At 56.9% G+C, this 15,604-nt stretch carries 9 protein-coding genes, 1 tRNA gene and 1 pseudogene; 5 read left to right on the top strand and 6 right to left on the bottom strand.

The window, feature by feature from the left end; all coding sequences use genetic code 11:
* Positions 1 to 55 precede the first annotated feature (55 nt).
* From HY29_RS10935 to HY29_RS10910, 5 genes are all read right to left on the bottom strand, one after another.
* Entirely contained in the window at positions 56 to 3,151 is a 3,096-nt protein-coding gene (locus tag HY29_RS10935) for a TonB-dependent receptor (RefSeq protein ID WP_081811349.1), read from the bottom strand.
* A 668-nt stretch (positions 3,152 to 3,819) separates the two neighbouring features.
* Entirely contained in the window at positions 3,820 to 4,482 is a 663-nt protein-coding gene (locus HY29_RS10925; RefSeq protein WP_081811348.1) for an NYN domain-containing protein, read from the bottom strand.
* A 325-nt stretch (positions 4,483 to 4,807) separates the two neighbouring features.
* Positions 4,808 to 4,883 (bottom strand) — tRNA-Val (locus tag HY29_RS10920).
* 91 nt (positions 4,884 to 4,974) lie between these two features.
* A complete protein-coding gene (lon, locus tag HY29_RS10915) occupies positions 4,975 to 7,398 on the bottom strand; it encodes an endopeptidase La (RefSeq protein ID WP_034796711.1) in 2,424 nt (807 codons plus the stop codon).
* 177 nt (positions 7,399 to 7,575) lie between these two features.
* Positions 7,576 to 8,877: an NADH:flavin oxidoreductase/NADH oxidase family protein gene (locus HY29_RS10910; protein ID WP_034796709.1), complete on the bottom strand. Its 1,302-nt coding sequence runs from the start codon at positions 8,875 to 8,877 to the stop codon at positions 7,576 to 7,578.
* 53 nt (positions 8,878 to 8,930) lie between these two features.
* Between HY29_RS10910 and parE the strand changes: the two genes are divergently transcribed.
* Both parE and HY29_RS10900 read left to right on the top strand, forming a co-directional pair.
* The gene (gene parE, locus HY29_RS10905) at positions 8,931 to 10,928 is read left to right on the top strand and encodes a DNA topoisomerase IV subunit B (protein ID WP_034796707.1); all 1,998 of its coding nucleotides are present in this window, start codon (positions 8,931 to 8,933) and stop codon (positions 10,926 to 10,928) included.
* Positions 10,929 to 11,070: 142 nt separating this feature from the next.
* Positions 11,071 to 12,609, top strand: a complete 1,539-nt coding sequence (locus HY29_RS10900; RefSeq protein WP_034796705.1) for a diguanylate cyclase — start codon at positions 11,071 to 11,073, stop codon at positions 12,607 to 12,609.
* Positions 12,610 to 12,690: 81 nt separating this feature from the next.
* On the opposite strand, the gene HY29_RS10895 is transcribed toward HY29_RS10900, so the two are convergent.
* Positions 12,691 to 13,341 carry a hypothetical protein gene (locus tag HY29_RS10895; RefSeq protein WP_034796703.1) on the bottom strand — a complete coding sequence of 217 codons (651 nt, stop codon included), beginning with the start codon at positions 13,339 to 13,341 and terminating at the stop codon, positions 12,691 to 12,693.
* Positions 13,342 to 14,209: 868 nt separating this feature from the next.
* Here HY29_RS10895 and HY29_RS10890 point away from each other — a divergent pair.
* The 3 genes and pseudogenes from HY29_RS10890 to HY29_RS19705 all read left to right on the top strand — a co-directional run bounded on the left by HY29_RS10890 (position 14,210) and on the right by HY29_RS19705 (position 15,603).
* A complete protein-coding gene (locus tag HY29_RS10890) occupies positions 14,210 to 14,557 on the top strand; it encodes a type II toxin-antitoxin system RelE/ParE family toxin (RefSeq protein ID WP_051601419.1) in 348 nt (115 codons plus the stop codon).
* A pseudogene (locus HY29_RS19875) lies at positions 14,541 to 14,807 on the top strand (helix-turn-helix domain-containing protein); the annotation flags it as partial. The gene HY29_RS10890 and the pseudogene HY29_RS19875, both read left to right, overlap by 17 nt.
* 139 nt (positions 14,808 to 14,946) lie before the next feature.
* A complete protein-coding gene (locus tag HY29_RS19705) occupies positions 14,947 to 15,603 on the top strand; it encodes a hypothetical protein (protein ID WP_051601418.1) in 657 nt (218 codons plus the stop codon).
* Position 15,604 lies beyond the last annotated feature (1 nt).

Here is a 15,604-nt window from a genome sequence, read left to right as displayed (position 1 = left end):
GCTGTCTCCAGCGGCCTTTCGCAATCATGGTCAATATCTACAAGTCGGCCAGGCCTTAGAACTTGTAGCGCAGGCCTACAAGGTAGCGCGGTGACAGTTCGTAGACGTAGTAGACCTGTTCCGGCACGCGGTGATAGGTCCGCTGGTCTTCGCCTGTCACGTTGATGCCTTCGAAAGACACAGCCAGCTGCTCATTGATGTCATAGCTGACGTTCAAGTCGAACTGACCATAGTCTTCCACATAGATACCTGACCGGTCACCGCCTTGATTGGTCGCCGACAGGAAGGTATCGCGCCAGTTATAGGCCAGACGGGCGGAGAAGCCGTACTTCTCATAGATTGCCGTCAGGTTTGCCGTGTCGGAGAGACCGACCAGAGCAAACTGGTCTTCTGCCGGGCTGGCAGCCGGATCAAGCTCCACATCGCCGTTGACCATGGTGTAGTTGGCCTGGAAGCCAAAACCAGAGTCTCCGAAGAAGTGCTGCCAGGCAAATTCGAGACCGTCGATATTGCCTTCGCTGTTGTTGATCGGCTGGGAAACGCCAAAGACAGCCAGCGGGTCGTTGGCATCCGGCGAGACATCTGCGTCAGACAGGATCTGGTCGACATAGGATTGCGGCAGGGCGCCGTTCACCAGATTGGACTGGAACTCAGCCTGTGCCGCCGCCGTATCGCCACCATTGGCATCGATCAGGGCGACCAGCGTGAAGAGGTTGGCTTCAGACTGGTCAACACCCAGATCACTGATGATGTCCAGAGCATCGCCGGAGCGGCTGCCTGCAACACCAGAGGCCGGATCCCGCAGACCGAAGAGGTTACGCTCAACCACACCGGTACCGATGAAGTTCTTCACTTTCTTGTCGAAGTAGCCAAGCGACACATAACTCGTGTCACCATAGTACCACTCGACAGAGACATCGAAGTTGTCGGATTCCAATGGCAACAGGGAGGGGTTCTGTGAACTTCCTGTCAGCTGGCCACCAAGTGCTGTCGGGCGGTTTGGCGCATCAGCGGTGGTCGAGGCAAACAGGCTGCTATAGGCCACGCGGCCAATCGTCTTCGAGAAGGATGCACGTGCAATAAGATTGTCCGTGACATCAACACTGAAGTCAAAGTTCGGCAGCAAATGGTCATAGGAACCTGACCCGCTCACATCTTCCTTTGCACCGGACTGAACAACGAGGAAGTCGTTGTCAGAAGCCCAGAGAATGGCTGACGGGACGGACTGCTGCGTAACGGACGTAACTTCCGTCTCTTCGTAGCGAACACCCGCATTCATACGCGCCGGACGGCCAAGGAATTCACTTTCCATCTGGAACTGGGCGTACAGCGTCTTGATCTCTTCCTGAACGGTATCTGCCGTTTCGGACACGTTGATATCACTGCCCGGATACGCCGCTTGCAGCAGCGGGAAGAGTTTCGTCGGGTCTCCCCTGAAGGCTGGATCGGCCTGGCCAACAGCCAGATCGTCAAACAGACAGGACAGGCAATAGGATTCCATGATGCCTGGTGCAAACTGCTCGATGTCGCCCGGGTTACTGATACCCCAGGAACCGAGATCCTGCTGCGTGGTGCGCGTGAAGCGATCCATTTCCGTATCGCGGTAGTTACCACCCACGGTCAGGCTGGAATTGTCGAATTCCCAGATGTAACGCAGATCGATCTCGTCAATCTGGTTCTCCATGCGGGAGAAGCTGCTACGCTGAACCTGCGAACCGAGATCCCCCACATCCAGAACACCATTGCCGTTACCGCGAACGGAATCGTCGATCGTGTAGGACTGGATCGGCGTACCACCGCGGAAATCGACAGAGTGCTGAAGGATAACCGGAGCAGCCATCGAAACGAAGGTCGCGGTATGACCCAGCGGGTTGTTGCCGCCGGATTCAGACTTGGACGTGTGAGCATCCAGGATGATGCGGCCACGCTCCCCGACTTCCCAATCGGCATTGAAGCCCAGGGAGTTCAGTTCGTCCTTGGTCGCACGGTTCGTTTGCTCGAAACCGATATCCTTGGAGCCGTTATTGTTCTCCTGCATGAAGACTGCGGTCGCAACCGGGCCGTCATTGTCGAAGATCAACTGGTCCATAGGCGTCGCAAACCAGTTGGTCTGCTCGTAACGCATCTCTTCGGCTTCGGTGCGCGCATAAGTGTAGTCACCGGTCAGCGTCAGGGTATCCATCGGCTTGAACTGCATGACCAACTGACCGTTCAGACGCTCACGGGAAATATCCGAGAAGTCGTAACGGCTGTCCTGCGCGATGGCGTAAAGCTGGCCATCCTTGGGTGCATTGGTGATCTGCGTAGAACCATCACCGCGCACATAGCTGGAATCTTCCACCGGGCCGTCAACGGCAGGATCAAAGACCAGCCAGTCATTGATCTGCATGGTCGGCGCGCCGGAATCCCGCTTGGAGTAGGACCCGAATACGCTGACACCGAAGCGGTCGGAATTGTCCGTCCAGCTTGCGAGGCCGGACAGCTCAGGCGTGATGTCGTCGCCGTTCTCATTGCTCTGGTCGCTTTGCGCCTTTGCAGATAGGCTGAGCGTCGTGCCCGGAGTATCCAGCGGTCTGCGTGTCTTGATGTTGATGGTTGCGCCAAGGCCGCCTGACGGCAGAAGCGCTTCACCGGTTTTGTAGACTTCCAGCCCGCTCACGCCTTCAGAGGCGAGGTTGGAGAAGTCAAAGGCGCGGTCGCCGCCGGCGCCATAGTTACCCCGTGTACCGATGGCGCGGACCTTTGCGGTCGGCATGGTACGGCCGTTCAGGGTGACCAGGTTGAAGCCCGGGCCGAAGCCGCGAACCGTGATTTCCGAGCCTTCCCCGTTGACCCGGTTGATGGACACACCCGTGATACGCTGAAGCGATTCAGCCAGGTTTGTGTCCGGGAATTTGCCGATGTCTTCGGCCGAGATAGCGTCCACCACCCCGCTTGCGTCGCGTTTGATGTCCATGGCGCGCTCAAGAGATCCGCGGATCCCCTGTACCACCACAGTCTCCTGGGTCAGCGTATCTTCGTCAGCTTCCTGTGCGTGCGCTGCCATTGGCAGGGCCGCAAGCAGGGATACGGCTGACGCGCTGCAAAGCAGCGTTCCCCATTTTTTCTTCCGTGCAGAATCTGCACGGACCTTGTCCGTGGAAACAGTCATTACAATCCTCCCTGAGACGCGGCTTCCGATGCTGGTGCCCGTCTTCAATGCTTGTCTCGGTTAGATGGAATGCCCCTGCACTCCAACCTATCCGCAGTACAATCCACCACCAAATGTTTGCGCTATCAAGTGGGCTTGGAAATAAAAAAGTCACTTTCCAGAAAGTGGGCCATGAAACTGTGAAACCGGTTTCATAAATAATGTAAATTTTTCAAGGTAAAATTCCGGTAAATCAACGCATCGAGCCTTCCGGAACCCCTATCGAGAGAAATTCTTCCAATATTTCTTTTTTTCGATTTCCAGAGAGATCTGGCAAAATAGCCACACTTCAGCCGATCAGAATCGCCAGAATCGGAACAGATGAGATGCATGTTTGGGGAAAATGGTGGGCGGTAACGGGCTTTCAACCAGTTTCTACCGACATCGCGACAAGGCGTTAAAGGGCAACGACCTCCCGACGATCCACGACCTCCGCAATACCGCTTCAACCAACATGGTCATCCTACAACAACACTTTCCTGACCAAATTCCCGATCAAGTCTTGTGTGACTTGTTCGGTTGGACATTGGGGATGCTCGCCAAGATGAAACGGATTTATGTGAGTGATGCGGCAGTTATTCGGGCGATAACTTTAAGCATATAATTGGTGGGAATTCTTTTCTCGCCGGTCAGGTTCCGTTTACAGGCAGATAGTCCCGCGGGCAAACAATTGGCGGCTTTCCGTTTTTAAGCACGGCATTTGGCAAACGAGCCTTCAAGATATCGGCAATTGTGAGCGTTACTTTCAACCCACCATTGTATTGCAAAACTTTGTTGGAGTGAGGTTTGCCAGGAGGGGCTACTGAAACAAGGGACTTACCCTTGAACTCATCAGCAAAGTGTCGCGCTGTCGCGGCTTGATCAGAGTCCACACTTAATAAATAGGCGACATCATACTCATCGCGCCAAGCAGCCCTGAATAACGATAGAGCGACGTTGATATCCGTTTGCTTTTCGGTTGGCTTTTCTCCCATCATCCCACAATCACCACACAGTTTGGTCGGCACATTCATGTAGTGACCCTGCTCAATTTTAACGCCGTATGCCCGAAGAGCATCATTGTATAGCTTATGCCGCGTCTTAGCTTCCTGATCCTTAGTTTGATAAGCTGTACAATATGTCGCACCTACAAAAATTTCTTTCCTACGAATAGCGATGGCCTCACCGAGAGCATGAAGATTGAGCCACTTGATATGATTCATATTATTCGCAGCGGCGTACTCTGCTAGGGGATGATAAAGGTTGAAACCATCGACAAACATCATCGCACGAGGTTGTTTTGCTGCCGTCATTAACTTGACTTTTACGGTTGAACCCGTACCTTAATTTTACATCGTCGGTGGTATTCCATCGACAGCCCCGCTCCTCTTGTTTCGGCAAGACAGGCGGGGTTTTTTATTTGTACCAAGGCGAATCCGCCCGCTATTTTTCCCACCAAAACACATAGTAATGACACTCAAAATTGCAATACGTGCATGCCTCAGGCTATCTGTAGACAGCATGGTCGGAACAAACATTGAGGTATGAGAGAGCATGGGCCTGACACAGAACAAGGACAGAACCTGTTAAGTGACCCAACGCGGGATGATCTCAACCGCGCTAAGTCCTTGAAAAATATGGTGGGCGGTAACGGGCTCGAACCGCTGACCCTCTCGGTGTAAACGAGATGCTCTACCAACTGAGCTAACCGCCCCTTCGCGCCCAAATGCACGGGCTTGAGGAAAAAAGCAAGACGGCCATTCAGTCTTTGAATGGCCGTCTGCAGTTTGTGCTGTGGACAGGCCCTAGTGCGGGCGCGCCGGATCTGCCGCGCCGGAGCTAGGCTGCCCAGCGAGGGAGGCCTGCAGGGCCGCCTCGTCGGCTTCAGACCATTCAATCGGTGTCAGCGGACGCGTCAGCGCGATCTTCAGCACTTCATTGATGTCCGAGACGGGCACGATTCTCAGGCCGGTTTTCACATTCTCCGGAATTTCCTCGAGATCCTTCTCGTTCTCTTCCGGGATGAGCACCGTCTTGATGCCGCCGCGCAGCGCCGCCAGGAGTTTCTCCTTCAGGCCGCCAATCGGCAGAACACGTCCGCGCAGGCTGATCTCGCCAGTCATCGCCACTTCCCGGTCGACCGGATTGCCGGTCAGCAGGGAGACAATGGCTGTCGTCATGGCGACACCCGCTGACGGGCCATCCTTCGGCGTCGCGCCATCCGGCACGTGCACGTGGATGTCCGTCGTGTTGAACACGGTCGGCTTGATGCCCAGCATGACGGAGCGGGAGCGCACAAGCGAACTGGCCGCCTGGATCGATTCCTTCATCACGTCGCGCAGATTGCCCGTGACCTTCATATTGCCGCGACCCGGCATCTTCACCGCCTCGATGGTGAGGAGGTCGCCGCCGGTTTCCGTCCAGGCGAGGCCTGTGACAGCGCCCAGCTGGTCGGTTTCGTCGGCCAGGCCGTAACGGAATTTCCGCACGCCTGCGAAGTCAGCCAGATTGTCGGACGTGATGGCCAGCGTGGCATCAGCCTCATCGGCATCGGCCAGCTTGCGCACGGCCTTGCGGGCCAGACGCGCAATCTCGCGCTTCAGGCTGCGGACACCGGCTTCGCGGGTGTAGTAGCGGACAAGGTCACGGATCGCTTCATCAGACACCGTCCACTCCCCTTCCTTCAGGCCGTGATCTTCACGAACCTGCGGGATGAGGTGACGTTTGGTGATCTCCACCTTTTCGTCTTCCGTGTAGCCGGCGATGCGGATGATCTCCATCCGGTCCAGAAGCGGCTGGGGCATGTTGAGCGAGTTCGCCGTCGTCACGAACATCACGTCTGACAAGTCGTAATCGACTTCCAGATAGTGATCGTTGAACGTCGAGTTCTGCTCAGGATCCAGCACTTCCAGCAGAGCGGACGCCGGATCGCCGCGATGGTCCATGCCCATCTTGTCGATCTCGTCCAGCAGGAAGAGCGGATTGCCCGATTTCGTCTTCTTCAGGGACTGGATGATCCGTCCCGGCATGGAGCCGATATAGGTCCGGCGGTGGCCGCGGATCTCGCTCTCGTCGCGCACGCCGCCCAGTGACACGCGTACAAAGTCGCGTCCCGTGGCTTCGGCGATGGACCGGCCCAGCGAGGTTTTACCCACGCCCGGAGGGCCAACGAGGCAGAGGATCGGGCCTTTCATCTTGCCAGTGCGTTTCTGCACGGCGAGATACTCCAGGATCCGCTCTTTCACCTTGTCGAGACCATAATGGTCATCATCAAGCTGTGTCTCGGCCTTTTCCAGATTGGTCTGGATGTCCTTGCGCGTACCCCATGGCAGGGCGAGCAGCCAATCGAGATAGTTGCGAACAACCGTTGACTCCGCAGACATCGGAGACATCTGGCGCAGCTTCTTGATCTCGGCCTCGGCCTTGGTGCGTGCCTCTTCGGACAGCGGGGCGTCAGCAATCTTCTGCTCCAGCTCGGCCAGCTCGTCGCGTTCACCGCCCTCGCCGCCTTGCTCACCCAGCTCGCGCTGGATCGCCTTCATCTGTTCGTTGAGATAATATTCGCGCTGGGTTTTCTCCATCTGCCGTTTGACGCGGTTTTTGATCTTCCGCTCCATCTGCAGCATGCCCATCTCGCCTTCCATCAGGGCGAAGACCTTCTCAAGACGGTCCTTCACATCCGGAAGTTCGAGCAGTTCCTGCTTTTCAGACAGTTTGACAGACAGGTTCGAGGCCACCGCATCGGCCAGACGGCCAGGCTCTGTCAGCGCGGCAATCGTGGTGACGGATTCCGGCGGAATCTTGCGGTTCAGCTTCACATAATTCTCGAATTGCTCCTGCACGGCGCGCATCAGGGCCTGCACGTCTCCGTCGGCACCTTCGGCTTCGTCCAGACGCTCAACCTCGGCTTCGAAATAATCACCGCGATCGTGCAGCTGGTTCAGGCGGGCACGGGTCTGGCCTTCGACCAGCACTTTGACCGTACCGTCCGGCAGCTTCAGCAATTGAAGGATGGTGGCAATTGTGCCGACCGAATGCACGTCATCGGCATCCGGATCGTCAATTGCCGCGTCGCGCTGGGCGACGAGCATGATTTCGTTATCGGCTTCCTCGATCATTTCGAGGGCGCGCACAGATTTGTCGCGTCCCACGAACAGGGGCGCAACCATGTCTGGAAACACAACGATGTCCCGAAGCGGCAACACCGGAAGGTTTTTGATTCTTGGCATGTCCTATGCCTCCTTCATTATGGTGAGCCCCGGCTAGGCGGCGGCTCGGCTACCCTCTTCCCTAAATGCCAATCATGACGGGAGTCGGGCGTTTAACCAGATGTGGAGCGCGAGGGGGGGCTCTTCAAGCCACAGGATGCGCTGGAGCGCGCATCTAATTGTGGAAACTGGTTACAATCATGGCATTGCCGCCTTGCGCGCCTTCTCTGCGGCGGCCTCCTTGCGCTGATTGGACAGGAAGGCAGACAGCACCCCCATATCCGTGTCCGGCGCCTCCCCTGCCCCCAAAAGGCGCAATTGCTCGTAAAACCAGCCCATGGCGCCAAAGCCATTGAGGGTCTTGATCAGCTTGAACGGCGAATTCGGGCCGAAAATGCCGGGTCCCAGCCGCAAGGTCTTCTCCCAGCTTCTGGCTTCCTTCAGCTCTCCTGACAGCAGCTTTGCCGGCGTATCCGTGTCCACGCAGAGCGGCCGGCCAAGGCCGATCAGGTCCGCCTCCCCTTCCGCCAGCGCAGACTCCATCGCCTCAGCTGTCCGGAAGCCGCCCGTCACCATCAGGGGCAGCTGGCTGCGCGCCTGTACGCCCTTGGCATAATTCAGGAAATATGCCTCGCGCTTGCGGGTGGCTTCACGCACATTTTCCTCAAAGACCGGCTGCATGCCTTCAATGTCCATCATGCGCGGCTGCTCGTAATTGCCGCCGGATATCTCCACAAAGTCGATCTCCAGACCGTTGAGAATGTCGATCACCGCCAGGCAGTCCTCGAAACTGAAGCCGCCTTTCTGGAAATCGGCCGAATTCAGCTTCACCGACACTGAAAAGCCCGCGCCGCCTGCGCGTTTGGCTTCCTTCACGCAGTCCACCAACAGCCGCGCCCGGTTTTCCAGCGGGCCGCCATACTCATCCTCACGCTGGTTCGCCAATGGCGACAGGAATGAAGAGAGTAAATAGCCATGTGCGCCGTGCACCTGAACGCCGTCAAAGCCGGCCTTTTGCGCCGCACTCGCTGCCCGGCCAAACCCCTCGATCACGGCGCTTATTTCTTCCGCTGTCATCGCCCTTGGCTCGCCAAACTGCCCGCCTGGCAGGCCCAGAGCCACAGGGCTTGGCGCGGCGGGGCGCGGATTGATCAGCTTCGGCGTCTGCCGCCCGGCATGGCTGACCTGCATGATCATCACGCCGCCCCGGGACTTGCCTGCCTCTGCCCAGCGTGACAGCCGACTCATCTCTTCACTGGAAGGTGTTCCATCGATGACCACATTCCCGGCACGCTCGAGATGATTGCGGTCAATTTGCACATTTCCTGTGATCATGCCGCCAATGCCACCTTCCGCCCAGCGGCGATACAATGTCAGATGCGCTTCAGTTACCTGGTTGCGGGGATCAGCGAGTCCCTCTGTCATGGCCGCCTTCACAAGACGGTTCGGGAGTGTGACACCACTCACCAGGGTTAACGGGGTATTAATCGAGGCAGTCATCTTATGTCCTCCCATATCGGCACTGAGTCGTGCCCCCTTTACGGAGACATCATATGGCTGCCGCCAAGCAAGCAAAGCTGTTTGACCAAATGAGTACAGAAAGTACCGGCTATTCGGCAAAGGATATTGAAGTCCTTGAAGGCCTTGAACCTGTCCGCAAGCGGCCAGGCATGTATATCGGCGGCACCGATGAGCGCGCCTATCACCACCTCTTTGCCGAGGTGCTCGACAATTCCATGGACGAAGCCGTTGCCGGCCATGCCAGCCGCATCGAGATCAAGCTCGATACCGAAGGCTTCATCACGGTGACAGATAATGGTCGCGGCATTCCGGTCGATCCGCACCCGAAATTCCCCAAGAAATCCGCCCTCGAAGTCATCATGACGACGCTTCATGCCGGCGGCAAATTCTCCGACAAGGCATATGAGACGGCTGGCGGCCTGCACGGCGTCGGGATTTCTGTCGTCAACGCGCTGTCGGAACTGGTCGAAGTGGAAGTGGCTCGCGACAAGGTGCTTTACCGGCAGACCTTTTCGCGCGGCATTCCGCAGGACAAGCTGAAAAAGGTCGGCAGCGCGCCGAACCGCCGGGGCACCTCTGTCCGCTTCAAACCGGATTTCCAGATCTTTGGCGAAAAGCTGCGCTTCCGCCCTGCCCGCCTGTTCCAAATGGCGCGCTCCAAGGCTTATCTCTATCGCGGCGTGGAAGTGCGCTGGAGCTGTGATCCGGCCCTGCTGCCGGAAGACTCCAAGGTTCCGGCCGAAGCCACCCTTTCCTATCCCAATGGTCTGGCTGACCAGCTGGACGAAGTTTTCAAAGGCAAGGCGACGATCACCGATGCAGCCTTTACCGGGCTGGTCGATCAGGGCGGCGAAGGCAAGGTCGAATGGGCCATTGCCTGGACGCGCGCCGGCTTTGGCGAAGCGGACGGCTTTGCCCGCTCATATTGTAACACCATTCCGACCCCGGACGGCGGCACCCACGAAGCCGGCTTCCGCGCGGCCATCACAAAGGGCCTGCGCAATTTCGGAGACCTGACCGGCAACAAGAAAGCCGCAGAGATCACGGCGGAAGACATTATGGGCCATTCCGGCCTGCTGCTGTCTGTGTTTATCAAGGGGCCTGAATTCGTCGGACAAACGAAAGACAAGCTGTCCACTACGGCCGCCTTCCGCCTGGTTGAAAACTCCGTACGCGACCGGTTTGACCACTGGCTGGCCGGCTCTCCGAAAGAAGCTGAAAAGCTGCTCGGCTGGGCTGTTGAACGCGCCGAAGAACGCCAGCGCCGCCGCAAGCAGAAAGAGATTTCGCGCAAATCCGCCACCAAGAAACTTCGCCTGCCCGGCAAGCTGGCCGACTGTTCCGACAAGGGCCCGGAAGGCACAGAGCTGTTCCTGGTCGAGGGTGATTCCGCTGGTGGCTCAGCCAAGCAGGCGCGCGACCGGAAATCCCAGGCCATCCTGCCCCTGCGCGGCAAGATCCTGAACGTCGAAAGCGCCTCGCTCGACAAGATGATGAACAATCAGGAGATCAATGATCTCGCGCTTGCTCTGGGCACGGCGCTTGGCAAGAAATTCAACATGGATGATCTGCGCTATGACCGCATCATCATCATGACAGATGCTGACGTTGACGGCGCGCACATTGCCAGCCTGCTGATCACATTCTTCTACCGGATGACGCCAGGCCTGATCGAAAGCGGCCGCCTGTTCTTGGCCATGCCCCCGCTCTACAAGCTCTCCAACAAGGGCACGATCGTCTATGCCATGGATGATGCGGACCGGGCGCAGAAGATGAAAGATAACTTCAAGCCGAACCAGAAAGTCGACATGACCCGCTTCAAAGGTCTTGGTGAGATGAACCCTGCGCAGCTGAAGGAAACCACGATGAATCCGTCCACGCGCACGCTGGCCAGGGTGACTCTGGAAGCCATTGATGATGTTGAGATTCCAGCCGAGGAATTGATCAATACGCTGATGGGAAAGAAGGCCGAATTGCGCTTTCGCTTCATTCAGGAGAACGCAGCTTTCGTCGAAGAGCTGGATATCTAGGTTAACAAAGCCTGACGACGGGCCGGTCAATTATTTCACACAGCCAAAGTTGCCCCTAACTCTGTTAAGGTAAACCTAGGCTATGTCACTCACTGTGCCAAAACTTCTCAAGAGGATGAAAGCGGCTCGGCCAGGCAGGCCGATGCGTCTGAAATCCTTTTGGCCCCGGTACGCTGTCGCGATCAGCCTGATCCTGGGCCTGCTGTTTACCAGTCACATGTTTTCGCGCGCTGAACTGCGCCACGGTGTGCATGATGCAGCCGCGATCAATATGAGTGGCCGCCAGCGCATGCTGTTGGAGCAGATTGCACATCTGAGCCATGATTATGCGGAAGCCCCCTCCAAAGAGATGCGTGCGAGGCTGGAGGAAAGTGCCCTTCTGTTCGAAAAGTCACATTATGAGTTGGTGAAGCTGAGCCAGGAAGACCCCTTCCTGCATGACCTTTACTCCACCGGCGAAAACTCAATCCACGCTCTGGTCCTGCGGCTGATTGGTGATGTGAACTGGATCCTGGTTGATACACGGGGCACAGAGTCTGCGCTTCGGGATATTGAGCGGATGGCCGACGGCGAGTTGAGCGCGCAACTGAGGGAAGCTGCCGATGCGTTCGAGGCGATGGCCAGCCGTCGCAGCCTGAGGCTGACGACCGTGCAGGATTACTCTCTCTATGCCGCAATCCTGACAATCATCGGCGAAATGCTGCTGATCTTCTGGCCCGCGGACAAGACCATCCGGCGCAATTTCCATCAGCTTGAGCAGGAACATGAAGTCACCCAGGCAGCGCTTCAGAGACTGGCGAATTTTGCCACCCTGGCCTCGGATCTGTTCTGGGAAACGGATCTGCAAGGCCGGGTGATTTATGCCGAGGGTGCAGCGCTGGATTATTTTCAGGGCGGGCGCGAAACAATTGTCGGATGTGACTATCTGGATATCATCCAGATGGACGACAAGAATCTGTCTATCATTGCCAATGCCATCAGCACACTGAGCGCCTACCAGGGCGTTCGGGGCGTCTTTACCGACGCCAGCGGTGCCAAATACAACCTGCTGCTCTCTGGCAAACCGCGTTTCGATGATCAGGGTAAAATAGCGGGTTATCTTGGCACGGTCGATGACATGAGCAGCTATATGCAAGAGCATGAAGAGGTGCGCAAACTGGCCTATACGGACCCGCTGACCGGTCTGTCCAACAAGCGCGCATATCAGGAAACGATCCCGAACCTGGTAAGAAAAGCCACACCGCGGACACCGCTTTACCTGCTGGCGCTGGATCTGGATGGCTTCAAGGCGGTGAACGATACTTATGGCCATGGCGCGGGGGATGAAGTGCTGAAGGCCGTCTCCTCACGGATCAGGTCCGTCATCCGGGATGGCGATATGGCCGTGCGCGCGGGCGGCGATGAGTTCTTCATCATTTGCAATGCGATGCCATCCTATCTGGCCATTATGGGCCTGGCCGACCGATTGAATGAGCGGCTGAGCGAACCCTATTCCCTGTCCAATGGCAAGACCGTTCGGGTCAGCGCCTCCATCGGGGTGGCGTGCGCGCCGCATGATGCGACCGAACATGTCGAGCTTTGCGAGACGGCCGACAAGGCGCTCTATGCCGCCAAGAGAAGTGGCCGCAACCAGACCTGTTTTGCCCGCGACATGAAACGGGACGAATTGAAAGTCTCCTGACGCGCAGCTGTAACGGGGCCAGCAGGTGCAGCCGGAAACGCCCCCCGCGCCCCGGCAAACAGATCTGATTTTTCAGAAAATTCAGCCGGAGCTTTCCCAGCTTTCCAGCCCCGCCCGGATCATGCCGGGCAGCAGGCTCGCAATGGCGCCAAGTTCCGGCGACAGACGAAAAGCGCTCTCGACCGGCCCGATCATGGGCTTTGGCTCTCCCTTCGCCTGCAGGCGTTTCAGGCTGCGCGCCAGGCGCTTGGCATGGGCCTCTGGCGCGGCCAGAACGCGCTGCACCGCCACGATGCGCGCAATCAGGCGGCGCGGATCAGGCTTGGCTCTGGAACGGTCTTCAGACTGCACCGAAACAGCCCCAAAACTGTCCCACCCCTGCCCCGTTACCGCAAAGGGCGTGCGGGGCGGCAAAAGCTGCAGGCGGTGCTGATAGGCGCGCGGAAAGATGGCGAGCTCTGTGCCCTCCGGCAGGCCGGCGGGCAGGCCCGGCTCTCCCGCCTCACCCCGCTTGCGCGGCGCGGTGGGGGCCAGCTGTACCGACAGGGCCATCAGGAAGATCAGGCGGCGGACAATTGCCTCCACCTGCCTCAGCCGGCCGTTGGCCCGCGCCAGCAAGCCATGCGTCAGGTCTCGTGCTCCGGTCTGCAAATCGGCCATGCCCACCACAGACACAACCGCGCCCCGCGCCCGCTCCAGCCCACAGGAAAGAAATTCCGCCGTCTTGCTCATACGGCAAAGTCTATGGGCGGGGCTTATGCGACGGATTGGGGACGCCCCTTCTCCCCTGGGATAAGGGCTGGGGATGAGGGGACACGGAGGTTCGGCAGAGGGCGAAGGTGCGGGGCTGAGATAATCCGGAGTTGCAGCGTGGGCTGTCTTCGTGGAAACTTGGGTTACGACGGATTGGGGACGCCCCTTCTCCCCTGGGATAAGGGCTGGGGATGAGGGGACACGGAGGTTCGGCAGAGGGCGAAGGTGCGGGGCTGAGATAATCCGGAGGTGCAGCGTGTGCTGTCTTCGCGGAAACTTCGGTTAGCCCTCACCCCTGCCCCTCTCCCGAGGGAGAGGGGTGGGTTGCCATTCGCGCCCCCTTCTCCCAGGGGAGAAGGGTTGGGGATGAGGGGACACGGAGGTTCGGCAGAGGGCGAAGGTGCGGGGCTGAGATAATCCGGAGGTGCAGCGTGTGCTGTCTTCGCGGAAACTTCGGTTAGCCCTCACCCCTGCCCCTCTCCCGAGGGAGAGGGGTGGTATCGTGCTTTTGTGGAAGGAATGCTCTTTGACTCGCAATCCTGATATTTACCGCGCACGGCGGTTGCGGCAGGAGGCCAATACGCCGGAACAGGTGGCCTAGGATACGCTGCGAAAACTGAGGCCGTTGGGATACGCGGTTCGGGCGGCGCTGCAAACCGATGAGAATGCCCCCCTCTGAATAGTCCTCCACGTGAATCAACCAATGAGGGGAATGGCATTGAATATTCATACGCTTTGATTGAATTTCATCACCGCAAAGGCGACATAGGTACGCGTTTTGCAAATTATCACTTTTGTGTTATATATTTAAAATCCTACACTTGGAAATAAATAACCTTGGTGTTATATGAGTGTTGCTTTAAAACAGTTCGGTAACGTCGTGGACGAGTTCCTTGCCGAGCTGGAAGCAGGCGCAGAAGCTAGGTCCAGGAGGCTGATGAAGCTTCTTGAGGAAAAAGGAGGCGCAATGCGGACCGATTCAAAACCGTTAGGTGACGGCCTGTTCGAGCTGAAGATTAAACACAAAAAGCGCGAGTACCGACTTCTCTATTTCTTCCACGACGAGGCAGCAGTTTTCGTCAATTGCTTCGAGAAGAAGACAAGAAAAACTCCAAAGCGAGAACTTGATAACGCCAAAGCCCGGATGACCGCGATCACAAAGGGAACGCAAACGACCAATGATACGATCCATTGATAATCGAGTTGCTGAACGCATCAAATCTGACCCAGAGTTTCGACGGGAATGGTTTCGGGCGGAATTGGAACAAAGCATTCCGGAATTCTATCGGAACCTTCGAGAAGACCGACAGCTCACGCAGGCCGAATTGGCCAAAAAAGTTGATATGAAGCAGTCCGCTATTTCGCGGTTCGAACAATCATCCGCCCCCACATGGAAAATGGAAACGCTTCTTCGACTTGCCGAGGCGATGGATGCGAGGCTCAAGATTGAGATTGAAAAATATGAGGACGCAATCGCCAACATTGAGCGATCTGAGAACCAAACTGCCCACAAAAATCCGTCATTTTTTGAACTCGCTCTTCAACTAACTAGCTCAACTTCAGCTGACACCAAGGACCCAAGCCATGGAGCTACTATCGATCAACCAGAGTACGGTAACCTCACTATTCTGGGCGGGAAACGCCGAGCAGAAGGTCAATATGTTCAAAGCTACCGAAATGCTGGTGGAGAAGTATCAATTCAAGGGATGGCCGACTCCGCAGGAACTGCAATCGGACAAGCAAGCATTTCAGCACGGCACCTTCAACAAAGCGTCCATTAGATCTCTGGAAATCTACAACGATGGCGTGATCGTTCGCGCTCAGTGCAACACTTCGATTCTTGAAGCCTTTCTCAACGATTTGGAGCAGTGGATGGAAGCGAAAGTTGGCTGGAAGCGAATTGAAACCCACCGCCTCAATCGCGCATACGGAAGTGAAGTTCTTGTTCGATGCGACGACCAAGTACTTAAATTTCTATCCGTGTACAGCGCAGCCGCGTCCGAAATTTCACGTTCGCTCAAAAGCCATACAGGTCGAGACGCCATCACGTATGTGCCGGCTGGAATTATGTTTGCTGCCGATGAGTCACATATAGCTGGTATCAAACCCTCGCCGTTTCGGCTGGAACGAAAGTTCGGTTCTGATTTCGAGCAGAGTATCTTTTACTCTGCTGCTCCCATCCCGACAGACGACCACCTCGCATTGATCAAAAGCCTCGAAAAGCAAGCCATCCATTTATAAC

The sequence above is a fragment of the Hyphomonas beringensis genome (assembly GCF_000682755.1).
GTDB lineage: Bacteria > Pseudomonadota > Alphaproteobacteria > Caulobacterales > Hyphomonadaceae > Hyphomonas > Hyphomonas beringensis.
This window is presented reverse-complemented; position numbering and strand designations above follow the sequence as displayed.